The sequence below is a fragment of the Frankia sp. CoWAU3 genome (assembly GCF_977971855.1).
The window spans coordinates 2434-22046 of record NZ_CDWWXB010000027.1; the positions used below are offsets into that span (position 1 = coordinate 2434).

Annotated in this window: 20 protein-coding genes and 2 pseudogenes; 10 read left to right on the forward strand and 12 right to left on the reverse strand. The window is 70.6% G+C overall.

The features are described 5' to 3' along the window. Nucleotides 1-42: 42 nt before the first annotated feature. From AC08ON_RS04735 to AC08ON_RS04750, 4 genes are all read right to left on the reverse strand, one after another. The gene (locus AC08ON_RS04735) at nt 43-1455 is read right to left on the reverse strand and encodes a branched-chain amino acid ABC transporter permease (RefSeq protein ID WP_476606551.1); all 1413 of its coding nucleotides are present in this window, start codon (nt 1453-1455) and stop codon (nt 43-45) included. Continuing rightward, the gene (locus AC08ON_RS04740; protein ID WP_476606550.1) at nt 1452-2384 is read right to left on the reverse strand and encodes a branched-chain amino acid ABC transporter permease; all 933 of its coding nucleotides are present in this window, start codon (nt 2382-2384) and stop codon (nt 1452-1454) included. Before AC08ON_RS04740 ends, AC08ON_RS04735 begins: the two co-directional genes overlap by 4 nt. A gap of 72 nt (nt 2385-2456) precedes the next feature. Next, nucleotides 2457-3626, reverse strand: a complete 1170-nt coding sequence (locus tag AC08ON_RS04745; protein WP_476606549.1) for a branched-chain amino acid ABC transporter substrate-binding protein — start codon at nt 3624-3626, stop codon at nt 2457-2459. Between the two features lie 206 nt (nt 3627-3832). Beyond that, complete coding sequence (locus tag AC08ON_RS04750; RefSeq protein ID WP_476606548.1) at nt 3833-5224, reverse strand: CoA transferase; 1392 nt, start codon at nt 5222-5224, stop codon at nt 3833-3835. Between the two features lie 270 nt (nt 5225-5494). Here AC08ON_RS04750 and AC08ON_RS04755 point away from each other — a divergent pair, with 270 nt between their 5' ends. Then, nucleotides 5495-6022 (forward strand): J domain-containing protein, encoded by a 528-nt coding sequence (locus tag AC08ON_RS04755; protein ID WP_476606547.1) that lies wholly within the window; start codon nt 5495-5497, stop codon nt 6020-6022. Here AC08ON_RS04755 and AC08ON_RS04760 read toward each other — a convergent pair. After that, nucleotides 6011-7042, reverse strand: coding sequence for an asparaginase (locus tag AC08ON_RS04760; protein WP_476606546.1), 1032 nt, complete (start codon nt 7040-7042; stop codon nt 6011-6013). The genes AC08ON_RS04755 and AC08ON_RS04760 overlap by 12 nt on opposite strands. Nucleotides 7043-7136: 94 nt before the next feature. Between AC08ON_RS04760 and AC08ON_RS04765 the strand changes: the two genes are divergently transcribed. Further along, nucleotides 7137-7361 carry an FmdB family zinc ribbon protein gene (locus AC08ON_RS04765; RefSeq protein WP_476606545.1) on the forward strand — a complete coding sequence of 75 codons (225 nt, stop codon included), beginning with the start codon at nt 7137-7139 and terminating at the stop codon, nt 7359-7361. A 41-nt stretch (nt 7362-7402) separates the two neighbouring features. On the opposite strand, the gene AC08ON_RS04770 is transcribed toward AC08ON_RS04765, so the two are convergent. The 3 genes from AC08ON_RS04770 to AC08ON_RS04780 form a co-directional block, all read right to left on the reverse strand. Next, complete coding sequence (locus tag AC08ON_RS04770) at nt 7403-7654, reverse strand: hypothetical protein (protein ID WP_011434801.1); 252 nt, start codon at nt 7652-7654, stop codon at nt 7403-7405. A gap of 9 nt (nt 7655-7663) precedes the next feature. Then, nucleotides 7664-7930 (reverse strand): hypothetical protein, encoded by a 267-nt coding sequence (locus AC08ON_RS04775; protein WP_476616522.1) that lies wholly within the window; start codon nt 7928-7930, stop codon nt 7664-7666. An 81-nt stretch (nt 7931-8011) separates the two neighbouring features. Continuing rightward, nucleotides 8012-8440, reverse strand: a complete 429-nt coding sequence (locus AC08ON_RS04780) for a DUF2795 domain-containing protein (RefSeq protein WP_476606543.1) — start codon at nt 8438-8440, stop codon at nt 8012-8014. A gap of 147 nt (nt 8441-8587) precedes the next feature. On the opposite strand from AC08ON_RS04780, the gene AC08ON_RS04785 reads away from it, so the two are divergent. Then, a complete protein-coding gene (locus tag AC08ON_RS04785) occupies nt 8588-9463 on the forward strand; it encodes a Rieske (2Fe-2S) protein (RefSeq protein WP_476606542.1) in 876 nt (291 codons plus the stop codon). A gap of 14 nt (nt 9464-9477) precedes the next feature. Here the strand turns inward: AC08ON_RS04785 and AC08ON_RS04790 are convergent, their stop codons facing one another. Both AC08ON_RS04790 and AC08ON_RS04795 read right to left on the reverse strand, forming a co-directional pair. Next, complete coding sequence (locus AC08ON_RS04790) at nt 9478-10353, reverse strand: metallophosphoesterase family protein (RefSeq protein WP_476606541.1); 876 nt, start codon at nt 10351-10353, stop codon at nt 9478-9480. Further along, the gene (locus AC08ON_RS04795; protein ID WP_476606540.1) at nt 10350-11291 is read right to left on the reverse strand and encodes a phospholipid-binding protein; all 942 of its coding nucleotides are present in this window, start codon (nt 11289-11291) and stop codon (nt 10350-10352) included. The genes AC08ON_RS04790 and AC08ON_RS04795 overlap by 4 nt, the downstream gene beginning before the upstream one ends. Before the next feature lie 505 nt (nt 11292-11796). On the opposite strand from AC08ON_RS04795, the gene AC08ON_RS04800 reads away from it, so the two are divergent. After that, on the forward strand, nt 11797-12222 hold the full coding sequence (locus AC08ON_RS04800; protein ID WP_476606539.1) for a MarR family winged helix-turn-helix transcriptional regulator: 426 nt from the start codon (nt 11797-11799) through the stop codon (nt 12220-12222). 127 nt (nt 12223-12349) lie between these two features. Here AC08ON_RS04800 and AC08ON_RS04805 read toward each other — a convergent pair. After that, nucleotides 12350-12517: pseudogene (locus AC08ON_RS04805) on the reverse strand (zinc ribbon domain-containing protein); the annotation flags it as partial. A gap of 91 nt (nt 12518-12608) precedes the next feature. Between AC08ON_RS04805 and AC08ON_RS04810 the strand changes: the two are divergent. Continuing rightward, complete coding sequence (locus tag AC08ON_RS04810) at nt 12609-13424, forward strand: nucleotidyltransferase family protein (protein WP_476606538.1); 816 nt, start codon at nt 12609-12611, stop codon at nt 13422-13424. Nucleotides 13425-13714: 290 nt separating this feature from the next. Further along, nucleotides 13715-15682 carry a substrate-binding domain-containing protein gene (locus AC08ON_RS04815; RefSeq protein ID WP_476606537.1) on the forward strand — a complete coding sequence of 656 codons (1968 nt, stop codon included), beginning with the start codon at nt 13715-13717 and terminating at the stop codon, nt 15680-15682. Between the two features lie 38 nt (nt 15683-15720). On the opposite strand, the gene AC08ON_RS04820 is transcribed toward AC08ON_RS04815, so the two are convergent. Beyond that, nucleotides 15721-15969 carry a DUF6158 family protein gene (locus AC08ON_RS04820; protein WP_476606536.1) on the reverse strand — a complete coding sequence of 83 codons (249 nt, stop codon included), beginning with the start codon at nt 15967-15969 and terminating at the stop codon, nt 15721-15723. Nucleotides 15970-16270: 301 nt separating this feature from the next. Here AC08ON_RS04820 and AC08ON_RS04825 point away from each other — a divergent pair, with 301 nt between their 5' ends. The 4 genes and pseudogenes from AC08ON_RS04825 to AC08ON_RS04840 all read left to right on the forward strand — a co-directional run. After that, nucleotides 16271-17521, forward strand: a complete 1251-nt coding sequence (locus AC08ON_RS04825; protein WP_476606553.1) for a sensor histidine kinase — start codon at nt 16271-16273, stop codon at nt 17519-17521. Next, a complete protein-coding gene (locus AC08ON_RS04830) occupies nt 17518-18324 on the forward strand; it encodes a response regulator (RefSeq protein WP_011434789.1) in 807 nt (268 codons plus the stop codon). Before AC08ON_RS04825 ends, AC08ON_RS04830 begins: the two co-directional genes overlap by 4 nt. A gap of 10 nt (nt 18325-18334) precedes the next feature. Next, a complete protein-coding gene (locus tag AC08ON_RS04835; RefSeq protein ID WP_476616523.1) occupies nt 18335-19000 on the forward strand; it encodes a hypothetical protein in 666 nt (221 codons plus the stop codon). Nucleotides 19001-19375: 375 nt separating this feature from the next. Then, nucleotides 19376-19613 (forward strand): annotated as a pseudogene (locus AC08ON_RS04840) (Hsp70 family protein); the annotation flags it as partial.

A 19613-nucleotide genomic window follows, 5' to 3' on the forward strand; every position in this document is an offset into this window, starting at 1 on the left:
GCCGGTGTCCCGGCGGGGAGACGCGGTGCGCTCCGCCCCTGGTCACGGCTTGCCCCCCGTGGGCGCGGCGCCCAGGGAGTCCGCCGCGCCGATGCCGGCCTCCGCGAGCTGGATCTCCCGACGCCGCCGGCGCGACGGCACGAGTCCCTGCGGACGGAAGATCATCATGATCACGATGACGGCACCGAAGTAGATGTACCGGTCCGCGGGCGGGACCTTGTCGCGCAGGTAGAAGGCGATGCCCTGGAGGACGACGGCACCGACCACCACCCCGAGCCGGGAACCCATCCCGCCGAAGATGACGACGGCGACGACGAAGAACGACGCCTGCAGGCTGAAGCTCTGCGGGTTGAAGAACTGTTTGGAGGCGAAGAGCACACCGGCGAAGCCCGACACCGAGGCGCCGATAGCGAAGGCGAGCAGCTTCATCCGCAGGGTCGCGACCCCGGTCGCCTCGGCGGCGATCTCGTCCTCGCGGATCGCCGCCCAGGCCCGGCCGATCCTGGACCGTTCCAGCCGACCGAAGGCGATCATGACTCCGACGATGATGACCAGGAGCAGGTAGTAATACGGCAGCGGATCGATGCCCCACTCGTAGCCGAGGCCGAGCAGGTTGATCGACAGGTGCGGAACGCCGAAGGCCCCCCGGGCACCGTTCGTGATGTTGTCGGCGTTGTTCGCGATCAAATGGATGATCTCACCGAAACCGAGCGTGACGATCGCCAGGTAGTCACCCCGCAGCCGCAGCGTCGGCGCGCCCAGGACGACGCCGGCGAGCGCGGCGAGGACCAGCGCGATCGGGAAGACGAAGAACGGGTTGAGCACGAAGGGCGCGTGCCACGGCATCGCGGTCTGTGAGGTGAAGTAGGCCGTCGCGTAGGCACCGATGGCGAAGAAGGCGATGTAGCCGAGGTCGAGCAGGCCGGCGTAGCCGACCACGACGTTCAGGCCCAGTGCGAGCAGCGCGTAGATGCCGATGTCGTTGACCATCGACTGCTGCGCGGCGGTCGAGACGACCAGCGGGGCGATGATCGCGACCGCCAGGAGCGCCAGGTTCAGCGCGATCGGGCCGCCCCGGGTGGCGTAGGCCGCGCTCACCGGCCCCCGGATGCCGGCCGTCAGCCGGCCCGCCGCGCCCCGCAGTTCGACGCCGAGCGCCAGGACGATCCACAACGCGACGGCGAGCCCCAGGTAGGGCAGGATCCGCGCGTCCAGCACCGAATCCTGAAATGCCTTCAGCGGTTTGTCGGAGCCCCCGGCCGGACCGGTCACCACCGCGGCGAGCACACCCACCAGCAGCAGCACCCCGAGCTGGCGCAGCCGGGCCGGGGAGAACAGCACGGCCGGACGCAGCGATGCGCCCGCCGGGCCGCCACCAGACCCGCCACCCGGCCCGGCGGGTGGGAGCGGCGCCCCGGCCCTCGGCGGGCGGGCGGACGACGTCGCAGCGCTCACGCTGCCCTCCCTAGACGTTCCCCGAGCAGGCCGGACGGTCGGATCATCAGGATGCCGACCAGGACCAGGAAAGCGATCACGTCCTTGTAGGACGCCTGGAAGATGTATCCGCCATAGCTTTCCACCAATCCGAGAAGCAGGCCGCCGAGCATCGCCCCGCGCACGTTGCCGATGCCGCCGAGGACCGCAGCGGTGAACGCCTTCACCCCGGGGACGAACCCCATGCTGTACGAGGCGTTGAACGTCATCGCGTACAGGAAGCCACCGGCCCCGGCCAGCAGGCCGCCGAGCACGAACGTGACGATGATGATGCGTTCGACGTTCACGCCCATGAGAACCGCGGTGTCGGCGTCCTGGGCCACCGCGCGGATGCCCTGCCCGAGCCGGGTCCCCGCGACCAGCCGGTCCAGTCCGACCAATATCGCGATCGCGACCGCGAAGATGACCAGCGACTGGGTGGAGACGTCCGCTCCGAACAGCGTGAACACCGTTCCGTCGGTGAACAGGTCGGGCAGGGCCACATTCTGCCGGCCGAACTCCTTGCCGGCGAGGTTCACCGCGAACAGCGAGGCCCCGATGGCGCTGATGAGATAGGCCAGCCGGGGGGCGGAACGGCGCCGCAGCGGCCGGTACGCCACCCGTTCGAGCGTGAAGGCAGCGAGCCCGCCGCAGATCGCGCCGGCGCCGAGGCCCATGGTCACCAGGCCCACCGATTCGAGGCCGCCCGGGACCGAGCCGTCCCCGGGCAGCAGGGCGCGGGCGGCGAACAGCCCGCCGAAGGATCCCAGCATGAAGACCTCGCTGTGCGCGAAGTTGATGAGCTGGAGGACCCCGTAGACGAGGGTGTACCCGAGCGCGATGACCGCGTACAGGGAGCCGACCGTCAGACTGTCGACGGTCAGCTGCCAGAACTGGTCGAGGAAACCCATCCGTGTGCCTCATTCACCACCAGGCGAAGCGGTGGCCGGACGTCCCACCCCCGGCCACCGCCCGCACCGACATCAGGACTTGACCAGGTCCGCGATGTTGCCGAGAACGGTGATCTGTCCACCCTTCACCTGGTAGACGAACACGTTGGAGCCCTTGACCTCGCCGTTGGGCTCGAACACCACGGTCTTGGTGATGCCGGGGAAGTTCACGGAACCGAACGCGCCGGCCACGGACTCCCGGGTGACGTCCTTGCCGAGCTTCCTGAAGACGTCCGCAAGGGCGAGCGTGGCGTCGTAGGCCTCACCGGAGTAGGTGCCGGGCTTCGTCCCGTTGTTGACCTTCTTGTAGGACGCGACGAAGGACGCGGCCCTCGGGTCGGTGTTGGCGTCGCCGCAGGGGCAGGTGAGGTAGGCATCCTCGGCCGCGGCGGCCCCGGCCTGCGCGACGTACTGCGGGTCAAGCGATCCGTCACCGCTGATGATCTTTCCGGTGAAGCCCCTGCCCTTCAGCGCCTTCGACAGCAGCGCGAACTCGGGGTAGTAGCCGGAGTAGTAGAGGACCTCGGGCGCGGCAGCGATGATCTTCGTTGCCTCGGAGGTGTAGTCCTTGGTCGGGTTGATGCCGTCGTGGGTCGCGTTGACACCCTTGGCCTTGAGCTCGGCCTCCAGCGCACCCGACAGGCCCGTGCCGTACTCGCTCTTGTCGTCCAGCGAGTACACCTTCATCGCCTTGAGCACCGTGGCGATGTAGTCGGCCGCGGCCTTGCCCTGCAAGGTGTCCGGGGCGATGACCCGGTAGAAGGTCTTGAAGCCCAGGGTGGTGAGCGCGGGGTTCGTCGCCGACGGGCTCACCGACAGCAGCCCGGCCTGGGTGTAGGCCGGCTCGCTCGCCTTGGTGGCACCGGAGAACATCGGGCCGACCACCGCGACGACCTTGGAGTCATCGATCAGCTTCTGGGCGGCCGTCGGGCCCTGATCCGGCGAGCCGCCGTCGTCGGATTCGACGAGCTTGAGCTGGAACGGCGCGCTCGCATCCGCGTTGACCTCGGCGATCGCCGTCCGGACGCCGTAGAGGGCGTTCAGACCGAGCTGCTGGCTGTCGCCCGAGAGAACTCCCTGGAAGCCGATCGTGATGGTCTGCTTCCCGTTCGAGGACGAACCACTGTCACTTCCACAGGCCGCCGCAGTCAACGCCACGGTCGCGGCAAGGGCTATCGCTCCCAGGAGCGGGCGCCTACCCATGCAATTCCTCCTCCGGTCCCGCCGGACCCGACTCCGATGCCATGGCCCGGCCCAGTCACCCCGACGCGCCCGGCCCGCGAGCCGGTGCGCCACCGCCTAGAGAATGACGCGCTGACCAGCATCAATTCGCACCGCCCCCCGGATGGACGGGGCGGCGCACGGTTACACACCGGCACGATCCCGCGGAACCCGGCACCTCAGCATGGCTATGCCCAGACCGCCGGGCTGGTGCCCAGCTGTGCCGGCGGGGAGCTCCAGCTCGGCGCGACGCCGGCCACGGTGGCGGCCGGGCGGATGTACGACAGGGGTCCGAACTCGCTGTTCATCGTGGCGCAGAACTCCTCGGCCTCCTCCCGGGTCGGGTCGGGGAGCGCGAGCGTGTCGTGGTGTCCCAGCCCCTGCAGCCAACGACCGGTCCGGGCCAGGGACACACCGACGTGCCAGCTGCCCCCCTCGGTCGCCCGCCGCGCCAGCGCGTCCAGCACCCCGTAAACGGTGAGGTAGCCGGTCGCATGATCGAGGGCCTGTGCCGGCAGCGGCACGGGGCGGTCGGACCCGGTCACCGCCACGGCGGCGGTCACGATGCCGGACGCGGTCTGGACCAGACTGTCGAACCCGCGCAGACCGCTCCAGGGGCCCTGCCGTCCATACGCGGTGATGGTCGCGCAGACGATGCCCGGCCGGATCCTGGCGACCGCCTCCGGGCCGAAGCCGAGCCGGTCGAGGGCCATCGGCCGGTAGGCCTGGAGGACCACGTCCGCCGAGGCGATCAGCTCGCGCAGCCGGCGGGCGTCCGCGGTCACCCGCAGGTTGAGGAAGGCGTTGCGCTTGCCGAACCCGGTGTCGACGAGCACCGTGTGCACCTCCGGCAGGTGGGCGGCGCCGACCCGCAGGACGTCGGCTCCGTAGGCGGCCAGCGTGCGACCGGCGACGGGACCAGCGATGACCCGGGTCAGGTCGAGCACCCGCAGACCCGCGGCCGGCGTCTCGGCCGGGGGCGCGGCGAGCGCCGGGCCGTCGCCGAGCCGGCGCACCTCGACGAGGGGAAGCTCGTCAACCGCCCGGGCCTGCCGGTGCTCGCGCCACTCCCGCTCGCTACGGGCCATGCTGGCGCACAGACCCATGGCGTGCAGCTCGAGTTCCAGCGGCTCGGCCTCGAAACGGCGGATGACCCGTTCGACGGCGGCGCGCTCGCCCAGCGTCCCAAGAAGATCCAGGATCCCGTTGCGGTGGTGCGGGAAGTTACAGTGCAGCTGGATCCACCGGTCGTCCCCGGTGCGGTAGTATCCGGAGATCGGGTCCCACGGGCTCGGCGGTGGCTTGCCGGCCACTCGCAGGTACCGTTCGCTGCGGAAGACCGCGCTCGCGTGACGGGTGTCCACGGTGACCTCCGGCGGGGCTCCGCCGCCGCGGGCCGCGAGCAGGCGGCTAGCCCCGACGGCCGCGGCCGCCACCGACGCGGTCGCCACCGTCGTCACCCGGTAGAGGCTGGGCAGGACGTCGGCGGGTCCGGTCACGGTCAGCCGCTCGGCGATGTCCGGATCCTGTACCAGCGACGCGACCTCGGTGACAATCTCCGAGTTCTGCCATTGCCCCATCCACCCATCCTGTCCCACCCTGGTGTGCACGCGGCGCCCCGAGCGCGCCGTCGGCCGAACCGGAATGAGGCCGGCACGCCCGATAAGACGATCATGAGAGCCAAGAGCCACAACGCACAGAAAATCCTATTTTGCCGCTGTCCCGGCCTCCCGACTCGCGCTCGCCCCGGGCCGTCCAAGGCCCATTCTGGTCATGTGTAGGTACTTTCGCCATGACACCGGGCTCGCGGCCGCCCGGTCGGGTGGTCGGCAATGGCAGGAGACACCCCGATGCGCGTGCAAAGCTCGCTGTACGAGGTGCTGGACGTACCGCCCAGCGCCACCGCCGAGCAGATCCGGCATGCCTACCGCGTGGCCGCCCGCCGCACCCATCCCGACGCCGGTGGTTCGTCACCGGCCTTCGATCGGGTCACCCTCGCCTACCGCGTTCTCGGCGACCCCGACCGGCGGCGCCGCTACGACCTGCGCCTCGCCGCCGGCACGCCCCACCCGTCCGCGCCGCGCCGATCATCGCCGGGCCCGTCCGCACCGGGCCCGGGTGCCGATCCGATGGTCCGTCGCCGCTACCTCGCCCTGATGCTGGTGGCGCTGACCCTGTTCATCTCGGCCGGCACCGTGGTGCGGCTGTACTCCGTGACCGCCGCCATGATCATGATGGTGGTCGCGGCGATGATCCCGCCCGTCGCGGTCACCGTGGCGAGCCGTCCCCGTCGGGTGCCTTCCGACCCCCGTCCCCGAGCAGGCGAGGACCAGGGCGTCCGTGCCGACCGCACTCCCCCGCCCGGGTCAGACCGGTAGCCGCACGCGTAGGGAACCGGCCGGGCGCCCGCCGCCGAGCACCGTGGGCGCCCCGAGCACGGCGAGCTGGGCGAAGTCGAGCTCCTGGTGCTCGGGGGCGTCCGGACCGGGAAGAGCACCCAGGCGGGTCAGCACGGCCAGCGCGACCGGGACGCCGGGCCGCCCACTACCATCTGCGATCTTGACCGCGACCGCGTGACCCTCGGACGTCGCCACCACCGTGACACCCTCGGCGCCGTTCTTCGCGACGACGCCGGGTACCGCCCGCATCAGGTCGGTGTCGGACCGGCCAACACCCCCGATCAGCTCGGGATGCGCCCGCATGGCGTTGATGACCCGCCGCTCGGGGCCGCCCGGCGCGGCCCGGACCATCGCCCGCAGCCCGCGAGCCAGGCCCGTGAGCGAGAACGCGAACAACGGGGCCCCGCACCCGTCCACGCTGGTCGCGACGATCTCCTCGCCGGCCAGCTCCTCGATCGTGCGCCGGATCACCTGCTGCAACGGATGATCGGGGTCGGTGTAGTTCTCGATCGGCCAGCCGGCCACCACGCAGCAGGCGATCATCCCCGCATGCTTGCCGGAGCAGTTCATCAACACCGGCTCCGCGCGGCCCCCGGCGCGAAGGTGCGCCTGGGCCGCGGCCGGGCCCAACGGAAGATCGGCGGGACAGCGCAGGGTGTCGACGGAGACGCCCGCCACCGAGAGGATCTCCAGCACCCGCGCGAGATGCACCGGCTCGCCGCTGTGGGAACTGGACACGATGGCAAGCAGGTCACCGGGGATCTCCCGGCTCAGGAAGATGCCGTCCAGCCCGGCACGAAGCATCGCGGCGGCCTGAAGGGGCTTGACCGCCGACCGGGGGAAGATCGGGTGGTCGGGCACGCCGACGGTGAGCGCACTGTCCCCATCCCGACCGAGGCCGATGACGGTGCCGTGATGGCAACTCTCCACGAACGGCGCACCGCTGCGCAGCCCCCGGACAACCTCGGCGACCACCTGCGGGCCCTCCGGCGGCTGCATACAGCCAGCGTACGTCGGGCCTCCTCCCGCTCACCCGTTCTCGCCATCCGCCGAATCCGACGCTCGCCTCCCGACGGCCGCATATCCTGGTGCCGTGCCTGCCTACGACTACCGCTGCCGGGTATGTGACGCATCGTTCGAAGTTCGCCGCAGCATGCACGAGTCCGTGCCGGACAGCGCGGTGAGCTGCCCCTCCGGACACACCGAGACCTCGCGGATCTTCTCTGCGATCGCCGTCAGCCGCGGCTCGGCCACGCCGGCTCCGGCTATGGCCTCGCCGTCCGCCGGCGGGGGCGCGTGCTGCGGCGGCGGCTGCTGACGCCACCGTTCATCCTGACACCACCGTTCATCCGCGGTGGCTCATCCGCGGTGGCGATGGATGCCCGCGGCCTGCGATTTCGTCGGCCCACGCGCCGCCCGGGTCCGCGGGCCGACATCCACCTGACGGTCCCGCTGGCCGCCGCACGCGGCGGCCCGGTCCTCCACCAGCCGCCGTCGCAACAGCCGCAGGGTATCCTCCCGCTCCGTCTGATCCAGACCGGCTACGAGGGTCTGCAGCAGATCACCTGATCCGGGTCGTTGGTCGCCATAGCCGAACCCACTCGTACCCATGGGCGTGTCCTACCCAGGCCACCGGCGTGTCACGCAGTCCCGGGCGCACGGGAGCAAGGCACCGGGCCACCGGCGTCTCCGCCGCACCTCCCGCAGCGCCTCCCGCAGCCGAGCGCGGACGACCCGGCGATCGATGGCCCGCGGGCCGAGCACCATGATCCATGCGATACCCAACGCCCACAGGCCGGCGAGGGCACCGAAGGCAAAAACGTTGAATGCTCCGATCACCGCGAAGCCGACGAGCAGCAGAACGCTCGCGGCGAGCCCGCCGCCCACGGGTGTCTCCGTACCCCGCCGGCTACGGCGTCATACCGACTACTTCATGATGCTGGTCATATTATGGATCATCGGACGGATTCAGTGACGCCGTGACTCCACGTGGGGAGGGCCGGGTCGCAGTACCCGCCACAGCGCGCCCAACGAGGTGAACTGGATGTCGGGCGGCGCACCGGCGACCTCGTCAACCACCCGGTCCGGGGCGTGCTGATGACGCAGATGATCCATGATCTCGTCACGGTTGGCGGGGAAGACCGCCCGGCCGAGCCAGCGGGCGAGCTCGGAGCGTTCCTCGACGTCCACCGGCGTCATCCCGGCCGGCACACCGACCCGCGACCCAGCGGCATTCAGGTTCTGCGGGCCACCGGTCGCTTCCTCGGGGAACGGTTCAGCGGAGCGCCATTCCTCCGCCCGCGTGTCCCGCCCGGCCCGCACAAGCCCCTCGACCTCGTGCGCCAAGATGTCGTCGCGCACGGGGCCGTGCTTGGTGCTTCCGCGATCCACTGCCATGTTCTCGTTCCTTTCCGCTGTTTCAGTGGTGCGCGCTGACGGACGAAGCAAACCCGCGATCGGGCCACCCGGCATCTCCGGTCAGCAGATGTTCACGGCCAGCGATGAGCGGGAACACCAGCATCCATGGTGCGGATACCCCACAACGTGTTGGTCAGACCCGCCGAACGCCTGGAGCGGGCCGAAGCTCTCGACCCAGTGGCAGTGAAGATCCGTGACATGGTCCGCCGCTCCCTGCGCGACGGGACCATCCGGGACACCCTGCACGGCGTGCCGCTCGGCCACCCGCTGCATCCAGCGCTCGCTGCGCTCCCCATCGGAACCTGGATCTCCGCGGGGATCGTGGACCTGCTCGCGGGACGTCACGAGGGGTCCGAACGGGCGGCCCGGGTACTGATCGCCACGGGGTTGCTCGCGGCGGTCTCGGCCGCCGCCAGCGGCCTCGCCGACTACTCCGAGCTGCATGAGCGCCAGCTGCGGGTCGGGGTGGCGCACGCCGCGACGAACAGTCTGGCGGCCTGCTGCTACGCCGCCTCGCTCGGCATCCGATGGCGTGGCAACGGCCGCCTCGGCCGTCGTCTCGCGCTGCTCGGCCTCGCCACGGCCAGCACGTCGGCCTACCTCGGCGGTCATCTGGCCTACCGGCAGGCGTCGGGAGTCAACCACACCGAGGAGGTACCACACCTGCTGCCGCCCGGTTGGCATCCGCTCGCCCTTCTGGACGAACTGGCGGACGGCCGACCCGAGGCGCGGCTGTTGCGGGATGTGCCGGTCGTCCTCCTCCGGAAGGGAGACCACGTCGACGTACTGGCCAGCCGGTGCAGCCACCTGTCCGGACCACTGCACAAGGGAGAGATCATCCGAAGGGACGGCTTCACCTGCCTGCGCTGTCCCTGGCACGGCAGCACCTTCCGGGTGACGGACGGCGCGGTGGTGCATGGTCCCGCGACCGCGCCCCAGCCGCGGTTCGATGTGTGGATCTCCGATGGTGAGGTCCGGGTACGGCTGCCTGGGGCGGGATAGCTACCGCGGAATAGCTAACTGGGGCGGGACAGCGTCGAGGGGCTGTCCGCCGCGGAGCGGGGTGTCCCGGCTGGCGGGACGGTTGGCGGGACGGCTGGCGGGACGCCGTCCCGGACGGCGGCACCAGCCGAGCGCTGTAGGCCCGCGCGGTCCGAGCCCGGGCGCCCGGTGGTGGCCATCTCGCCCACCCCGTAAAGCGCATAGGCTTTCCTGATCACCGGCCGGGCCACGTTACGGACCGGCACCCCACCGGCCGTCATCCCGTGCTCCGAACCGGCATGGGCGTGACCGTGCAGCGCAAGGCAGGCGGCCCCCGCGTCCACTGCCTCGGCAAGGTGGTAGCTGCCGAGAAAAGGGAAGATCTCGGTTCGCTCGCCGATGAGCGTGTCCGGTACCGGAGCATAGTGCATCAAAGCCACGCGGATTTCGCAATCCAGACTTTCCAGCGCACCGCGCAGCCGGGATCCGGCGTCCTTCGTGTGCCGGATGAACGCCTTCATCAGTGGTTCGCCGAAGTCGCTTCCGCTGGCCCCGGCGAACCCCCCGCCAAATCCCTTGACGCCGGCGATTCCGAGACGGCGGCCGTCGATGTCGAGGACCGTGCCGCCGCCTTCGAGGACGGTCACGCCAGCATCGGCCAGCATTTCGATGATCTCGTTCTCGGCACCGCCGTGGTAGTCGTGATTACCCAGGACGGCGACGACGGGCACCTCGGCGTCCGCCACCTCGGCCGCGACGATCTCGGCCTCGGCCGGCAGCCCCCGCTGGGTGAGATCACCGGCCAGCAGCAGCACGTCCGCCCGACCGGCGAGTCCACGCAGCAGCGGTGCGAAGGTTCCGCGGCTGTCCACGCCCAGGTGGATGTCGCCGACCGCGGCAATTCTGATCATGAGATGGTCTCCACGTTCGGCGGCGCCTCGGTCGGCATCCCCCGATCCGCGATGGTGACCTCGTTACTCACCAGGCGTCCGGGAAGCGCCTCGGCGAGCACATCCGCGACGGCCCGGCGGCGGGCGTCCGTGGCGACCTCGCCCTCGACCAGGATCTGCTGGCCATCCACCACCACCTCCAGCCCGAGCTCGGCCACCCTTGGATCCTCGGCGAGGCGTTCGTGCAGGTCACCGGCAAGATACTCATCGGCCTCGGTGAGGTTCAGTGCCCCGTACCCGGCGGTGTCGGCGATCCGCTTCGCGGTCCCGGCCTGCACCGCCGCACCCACTGGCACCAACGGACCGTGCGGACGTGAACCCGTGGGGCTGCCCCCGGCCGACGGGGCACCTTCGGTAGACGGAGCACCTTCGGCCGACACCGCACGACCGGCTGCCGGGATCAGGTTGAGCCGGGTGGCCACGAGCAGGGCCGCCTCGGCGAAGGGGGAGGTGGCCGTCGCGCGACGCACCTGATCCCAGTCGACCTGCTCCCGCATCGCTCTGATCATCGGTATCACGCGAGCGAGGTCACAGTACCGTTCCTCCAGGGCCAACAGAGTCATCTCGAACCAGTCGGTGGCATCCAGCACGGGCATGCGCACCGAGTCCACCGACATCTCGCTGGACCGCTCCAGCGTTTGCCGGGTCACCGCCCGACCCACCGGATGGTGGATGAGATCGACCAGCACCTCGCCGTCGAACACCTTGGTGAGCCAGTCCTCGGGTGAGTCGACCGGGCGCAGGCCGGCGTTCGCAAGCACCTCGACCGCCCGCGGCACGTCGTCCTCGCGCAGCATGAAATCGACGTCGTGGACCGGCTCGGGGCCGCCCCGGGCCCAGCAGGCGTAGCTGCCCCCGAGAGCGAACGGGATGCCCGCCTCCTTCAGGGTCACAGCCACGCGTTTCAGACTCTCCCGCAGGCCTCTGGGCGCATCCTCCATACCGCTGCCCGTACCCGCGGGAACCATGTGATGCACCTCGCGTACCCCACCGGAGTCGGGCGGCAGGTGGCTGTCGCGATTGCGACACCTCTAAAGGACTACCTCGAAGCGGTGACAGGACTACTACAGAAGCATGGCGCCGTCCGGCTATCCGTAGTTATAATTTCACTACATGCCATAAGAGTTACCACTTCGACGCTTGATAGACACCTGAATCTCACAGCTTGACGACACCGAGCGTCGACATGAGCGATGATGACCTTCGCGGCAAACCTGTCGCCCGCCTACTTCGACACCGGATTGGAAGCGAACCCTGAACACGCGCACACGATCCGACCAGTTGGCCAGGGCCCTCGGAGGGGAAACAGCCGCACCGGAGAACTCCGGCGAACGCCTCCCTGAACAACGCGCCACTGGGCCGGCCACCCTGACCTCGCGGCCGGCCGCCCCAGGCGGCCACGGCGTGGTCGACCTGTCCAGCCATCCCGGCCAGCTGGCCCGCCGGCTCCAGCAGGTGACCTATCAGCTCTGGACCACCACCGTCTCGACCGAGACGACACCTCCGCAGTTCGTGGTCCTCAACAGCCTGCTCGCTGATCCCGATATTGATCAGCGCACGCTCGGGGAACGAGCCTCCCTGGATCGGTCGACGGTGGCCGATGTGGTGGCGAGGCTCGTGCAGCGTGGGCTCATCCGCCGGGTCCGTGACCCGCGTGATGGCCGGCGCAATGTCCTGCGGCTGACCAAGCGGGGAGAGTCGACCCACGGTCAGGTGGCGGACCGCATCGACCAGATGAACGACAAGCTGCTGGCTCCGCTGTCCGAGGAGGAACAGACCGCTCTGTTGTCGATGTTGTCCCGCATCGTCGACCAGGATAGGCCCCATTAACACGATGCGGGGTCGCTACGTATCGCCCGAGGCCGATGACGGTCGGCATCTTCGGTATCGCCGCCTCTTGACGTCCTCTCCGCCCTGAAGGGTAGAGATTCCCGCCTGCTACGCCGCTGTTCACATCCCGGTCGTGGACGACCCCGCAGGCCGGGCACGTCCACGACCGGACCGCCAGTGGTCTCGGCCCGTCCTTCACCCCGCACGCCGAACAGACCTGCGACAACGCAAACCACCGGTCGACCTTCACCACGGTCCGGCCGTACCGGGCGGCCTTGTACTCCAGCATCCCGACGAACCGCGACCAGCCAGCGTGGGACGGCTCCGCCTAGCATGGCCAGGCATCACCGATCAGAAGCAGCCCGATGCCTGTCTAGATCACGAAGGTGAAATGTGACTTCACAAATCTCTCGTGGGGCATCCACGCCGCGAATCCGGTGAACGTCGCCGGTCTGCTGCTCGCTGCCGGGGCAGGACGGCGGATGGGACGCCCCAAGGCTCTGGTCGAGTTGGGCGGTGTGACGCTGGTCGAGCGGGGTGTCCGCCTGCTCACAGCGGGGGGCTGCCGGCCGGTCGTGGTCGTCACCGGCGCCGCCGCGGACAAGGTGGGCATCGTCGTGCAACGCCTCGCCACCCGCCGGGTCGCCGGGCCGGCGCCCGCGGGCGGGGATGCGCCCGAGATCGGCCTGGAACCCACGGCAGGCCTGGAACCCACGGCAGGCCTGGAACCCACGGCAGGCCTGATACCGGAGGTTCGCCTGGTATCGGCCGCGCGGTGGACCGAGGGTGTCGGCGCGTCGCTGCGGGCCGGTCTCGCAGCCCTGGTCGGCACCGACGCCGACGCCGTGGTTGTCACCCTGGTGGACCAACCTTCCCTCGGCGCGGCGGCGGTGCAACGTCTGATCTCCGCCGCGGCCGACCCGGGGTTGGCCCATCCGGCGATGACCGCCACCTACGGAGGCCTGCCGGCCCATCCCGTCCTGCTGCGCCGCTCGGTCTGGCCCGAGGTGGCGGCTCTCGCGCGCGGCGAGGTCGGCGCCCGGGCGTGGCTGCGGGCCCACCCGGGAGAGGTCACCGGCGTGCCCTGCGACGACACCGGCTCACCCGCCGACGTCAACACCCCCGCCGACGTCAACACCCCCGCCGACCTCGAAACCCCCGCCGACCTCGCCAGCGGCGACACGCACACCCAGCCCAGGTAGAACGCTAAGGACCCATGAGTAGGAACACCGCCGCAACGACGTGAGAAACGGAAGAACAACAGCGAACCCCGGTATTCCAAGAAAGGATGACGCCCAACCGGGCCACCGGCAGTATCGGCGGCACGGGAACCGGCGCGGGGCACAATATCATCACCATCTGAGGCTGGCCGGACACCCGGGGATGGTGTCGGGCGCTGCGCGATGGGCTCGGCGGGAGACGTTAGGCAGACCATCGTGCTGGTGGCGGGTCAGGGACGGACACGACGCTCGCTCGCGGAAAGGACGTCTCCGTGTCCGACGCCCGCCATCGATCCCGCCGCAACAGATTTCGTGGTGGCGCGTCCCATCACGGCGGATCCCGGTATGGCTGGTCCCGGGCCGGTGGCCGCAGCCGCGCCGTCACCGTCGGCCTGGGCATCGTCAGCGGCGCGGCGCTGCTTGTACTGGGCGCGTTGACCGCCATCGGGATCGGGTTCGCGGCCCGCGCCGCCTGGGATGCCGGATCGGCCGGGGAATGCGCGGACGGCGGCGAACGGGCCACCCTGACCATCACCACCGCGCCGGCACTCGCGGCGCCGATCAGCCGGCTCGCCGCCGACTTCGATCGTCAGCGCGCCGGTGCCGAGGGCTCGGCGGGCCCGTGCGTGACCCTCGCCGTGTCGGTGGTAGCCTCCGACCAGGTGCTCGACACACTGTCCCGGCCGGAGTCGCCGGACTCCCCCGGGCCGCCCGACGTCTGGATCCCGGAGTCGGCCGACTGGCTGGAGCTGGGCCAGGAATCGGACCCGGTCACGGCGAAACTGCCGGCGAAGGCCACGACGATCGCGGGATCGCCCGTCGTCATCGCCATGCCGAGACTCATGGCACAGCGCCTCGGTTGGCCCGAGCATCATGTGACCTGGGCCGAACTGGCCGCGGCCGCGGGCGAGGCCGATTTCTGGACCCACCAGGGCGAGCCCCGGTGGGGGGACTTCCGGTTCGCCATGGCCAATCCGGAGCACTCGGCCGCCGCGCTGCGGGCCGTCATCGCAACGGTGGGCGCCGCCCGCGGACTCACCGCGGCCGAGATGACCACCGGCACGTTCGACCAGGATCGCGCGGCCCAGCTCACCGTGCTCCGGCAGGAACGCTCCATCGACCGGCTGCCGGAGTATGATCAGCAACTCTTCGACTCGATGCGCACCGGCGGCACGGAGAACGGCGCGGCCGGATCCGCTCCCTCGGCCTTCCCGGCCCTAGAGGCCGATGTCATCGCCTACAACCGGTCCCTGACAAGCCAGAACGGTAACCGCCCGGCCACGACGCTGGTGGCGTCCTACCCCTCGGACGGGATGTTCACGGCGACGGTGCCGTACATCGTCCTGAAGAAGACGGCGAGCTCGTCGTCCCGGCGGGCCGCGGCGGACGCCTTCGCCGCGTTCCTGCGCGGGGACGCGGGCCGCCTGGCTCTCAGCGGAGCCGGTTTCCGCACACCCACCGAGCTGGCGGGCCACGATGACCCAGGCGGGCTGGCCGGGACGCTGAACGCGACCGACGGGGTGCGCTCCGTCCCGCCGAAGCTGGCGAGCACGGACGCCTCCGACAGCACGCTCGGCACGGCTCGGCGGTTCTTCCGCCATGCCCGTCAGCGTGGTGCCACCCTCGTGGCGCTCGACAGCTCCGGATCGATGGCCGAACCGGTCCCGGGCACCGACCCGTCAAGAACTCGGCTGCAGGCGGCCGTCGAGACCTCCCTGGCCGGCCTGCGCCTGTTCGCACCCGACAGCCAGGTCGGTCTCTGGCGGTTCTCCGGCGAGCAGGGCGCCCAGGGAGTCCAAGGCTACCGGGATCTCGTGCCGATGGCTGCGCTCAACGCACCCGGACGAGGCGGCACCCATCGGGACGAGCTGATCGCCGCGCAGGCCGGGATCGTCCCCGGCGGAGTCACCGATCTGTATGCCACCACGCTCGCGGCCTTCCGCTTCCTGACCCAGCACTACGTCCCCGGCCGGCTCAACCAGGTCGTCATCCTCACCGACGGTCGCGACACGAAGCGGGGTGCGGCCGCGCCGAGCCTGGACAGCCTGATCGAACAGCTGCACGCCGAGTACGACCCGAAGCGGCCGGTCGCCATAATCATGATCGCCTACAGCAACGACGCCGACCTCACCGCGCTGTCGCGCATCGCCGCTGCGACCGCAGGACGCTCCTACCTCCGGCCGGGCCCGAGCCAGGTGGTCGACATCTACCTCGACGCGCTCACCCGCGTCCGCCCCTGAAGCCACGCGCCCCCCTGAAACCGTGCCCCTGAAGCCGCTCAGACGGGAACCCCGGCGGCACGCCGTCTGCCGGCTCGGGTCCGGCGCGGATCGGGACTCGCGGCGTCCGGGAACCTCCGCAGGTATTCGCGTTCGAGCTCCAGCATCCGTGCGGTGTGGGTCTCGAAGGCGTCCTCGCTCCCCGCGATGAAGGCATCGTGCCGGGTACGATGCAGGTGCCGCAGCTCTCGGACGAGGTCGGCGTCGGTCAGCTCCTGCGCGGGAATTCCAGCTGGTCGGTGCATCATGCCCTCGGTCTACCCATTCCGGCGGCGCGATTCCCGGCTGGCGGGAGGACCAGCAGGTTCGGCGGGATCGGAACATCCGGCCCCGGGCTGGGCGGTGGTACCGGATCCGGCGCGGGCTCGGGTGGCGTCGGGCCGGGACCCGGCGGCGGGACCGTGACGGTGACGGGATACGTGGTCTGCATCTGATTGCGGTGCCCGGATGGCGCTCTTCACACACCGGGACGACCAGATGCCCGCTCCTTCTGGTCAGGCACTGGCAGGCACTGGTCGATCTGTGGCTGGCTCGCTACCGTTGCGCACTATGACCGGGCTGGTCGGATCGGCGGCTTCCTCCTGCGACGTCATCCAACGTACCGAGCAACGTATGTCCCGGATGGTCGGCTACGCCCGAGCAGCCTGTGCGACGTTCGTGATCATCCCACTCTTCGGCTGGGCTCGCCTGCGCCACCCGTGGATCGCCGTGCTGATCGTGGCTGCCGCGGCCGTCGAGGCATCCTGGTTCACCTGGCGGGTCTGGCGGCGGCCGGGCCGGCTGTCCCCCCGGTTGGTCCTGGCGGACGTCGCCTTCTGCGTGGCGCTGATGCTCGTCGGGTCCAGAGCCGCGCAACCTGACGAACGCAACAAGATCATGACTGAGCTCGTGCCGTTCAGCCTCGTCGCACCCGCGGGCATCGGCTTCGGCCTCGGGCTGACGCTGCTCGCGGTCGGTGCGGTGGCCGTCCTGATGGCGGCATGGAGCCTGGCCGTGCTGCCGGACGTCTCCCTCAAGCTCGGTTCGGACCTGCTGGGCTTCGCCCTGTGGTACGTCGTCGCCATGCTCATCGCCCGCGAGCTGCGCGCGCTCTCCGCTGCGACCGCGGCCGCCCAGGACGAGGCCGCGGCGGCCGGGCGGCTCGCGATCGAGCAGGAGAAGGAGGCCGAGAGCCTGCGCCAGCGTGAGATCACCCATCGGGAGATCCACGACTACCTGCTCCCCGTCGTCGATCATGTCGCCGCCGGTGGAGTGCCCTCACCGGCACTCGTCCGGGAGGCCCGGCGCGGGGCACAGCGGGCGCGTCGGATCATCATGGATCCACGCGGGATGGACCCGCGGGCCCTGGCCGTCGACGGCACGGCTTCACCGGACTCCACCCAGAACGGCCTCGAGGAGATGATGTCCGCGGTCGTGGACGCCTTCGCCGACGAGGGGCTCGCCCTGGTGCCCTTCGTGTCGATCAAGGGCGAACCGCCCGCGGAGGTCCGCGAGGCACTGGTGGCCGCGACGAGGGAGGCCCTGCGCAACGTGGTCCGACACTCCGCCAGCACCGACGAGGTCCACCTCTTCGTCGAGGGCGACGCGGATTCGGTGCTGGTGGTCGTCCGGGACAGGGGCATGGGGTTCGATCCCGGCTCCGTCCGAGCGGGCGGGGGCATGACCGGAAGCTATTCCGCCCTGCGCCGGTATGGCGGGGAGACCCTGGTGACCGCCTGGCCGGGCGATGGGACGAAGGTGACCTTCCGCTGGCCCGCCGCCGAGCCGACCGGAGCCGGCGCGCCCGGGACCGGCCGATGAGCGTCGATCGCCGGCCGGTCTCGGTGGCGATCATCGACGATCATCCGATCGCCACCGAATCGCTGGCCGCCAGGTTCGCCGGCGCGGGGTTCTCCGTGCTGGCGCCAGCCCCGAGCCTGGAGACCTTCGACCGGGACACCACGCCCGGGATCGTGGTGTGCGACCTGCACCTGCCCGGGGTGTCCGGGGCCGCCGCCGTGGCCGACCTGCATCGACGCGGTCTTCGGGTGCTGGCGACCTCCGGGGTTGCGACACCGGACGAGGTCCTCGACGCGGTCGCCGCGCAGGCTCGCGGCTTCGTCGAGAAGACCGCCCCGGCCCAGCAGTTCGTGGCGGCGGTGACCGCCGTCGCCGGGGGTAGCTTCCACGTCTCCGCCCGCCTCGCCGGGTTTCTGCTGGAGGATGCGCACCGGCGACCGCTGTCCCGGGGCGAGATCGGCCCCGGGGAACGGAACCTGCTGCGCGGACTCGCCCAGGGCGACCTCATTGACGAGCTGCGCGGCGAGTGGGGAATGACCGCCGCCGCCGTGCACGACCTGCTCGATCGAATCTTCGACGCCGCCCGCCGACGGCGCCGCCTGCACCGGCCCTCCCCGCGGGAGGCCGAGGTGATGGTCCTCGTCGGTTGCCGGGGTATGTCCCACCGGGAAGCGGCGCGGGCGATGAACGTCAAGGCCAGTGTCGTCGCCGATTATCTGCGCACGGCGAAGGCGAAGTACGTGGCGAGCCATCCCGACGCCCCGGCGACGATCCCGCCCAGCACCGCGGCCGCCCTCTGGGCCCGCGAGCTCGGATTCGGCTGAGCCTCCTCGATTGAGGCCCCTTGATTTCGAGGGATTGCCCTGCGCCGGCTTCGGTCACACCCTCGTCAGGATGGGCGGGGGAGACGGCGAGGATGAGGGTCATCCGCGGTCCTGTCGTCTCTGGGCGGCTTTCCGCGGGTCGTTCCTGGGACCGGAGGCGCTCCCCGTCGGCATGTGGCGGATCAGATCTCCCGACGTCGCGACGGCCCATCCGGCTGACCAACCGATCCCCGGTGACGGCACGAATCCCGAGGCGGACGGCCGTGAGATCCAGGCGGTGCACCGTGGGCACGCGATCTGGCTGGGTACCCCGGACGCGGATCTGTACCGGCTGGACGACTCGCGGTGGCTGCTGCGCAACAACCGGAGGGCCGCCGCACTCACCCGACGCCTGGTCGCCCGGGCCAGGCCCGTCACGGACGGCACGGCCGGGTCCGCCCACCTGCATCTCGTCACCGGCGATTCGCTCGCGGGCTACCTTCAGATCATCCGGCTCGGACCGGTGGTCGCCCGGCTGCGCACGATCCCGGGCGAGGGGTCCTCGCTACCGCGCACCGTGGCCATTGATCTCGGCAAGCAGGCCGCCGAGCAGGTAGCCGGACTGGCGGCAGCCATGGGCGACCTGCGTCGCGTGCCCTGGCGCCCCAGCCGATGGATTACCCGGACGGATCGGTAACGGCCGGAGATCATCCGCTTTCCCCCGATGATTGAGGGATGGTGTCGGCCCATCGGAACTACCAGGATCGAGGGCAGGGACCGCGCCGGTGCGACGGGTTCGGGCCGGATCGTCGGGGGAGCGAGATGGCTTGGTGCCGAATCGGGGGCGCACCGGCGTGATTCCGCGGACTGTCGATCGTCGGGGAAGGTCGGCAGTCCGCCTGTTCATGCCGACAAGCGCCGGCCGCCGTTGTCCGCACCGGTGAAAGCCGCCACGGGGGGCAACCGGTCACAAACATTCGGTCCCGGCGTTCGCCCCACTGATGAGGGTGTCGCTGGTGGCTTTGTCGACATCGCTACGATCTGCCCACTGGAAACGTGGACAGGGGGTGCTGTGGGCGAGCCGATCCTCGCCATCGACTACGGCACCTGCAGTGCCTCGGCCGCCTTGGCCGTCGACGGTCGCATCGAACCGGTGAAGGAGCCCGCGAGCGGCTCGGCGAGCTGGCCCGCGTCGGTCTTCGTGGATGGCGGTAGCCTGATCGTCGGCACGCTCGCCGAGCGGCGCAAGCGGATCTGGCCCGCGGCATACCGCGGCGAGGTCAAGCGCGATCTGGCCCGGGACAGCGCCG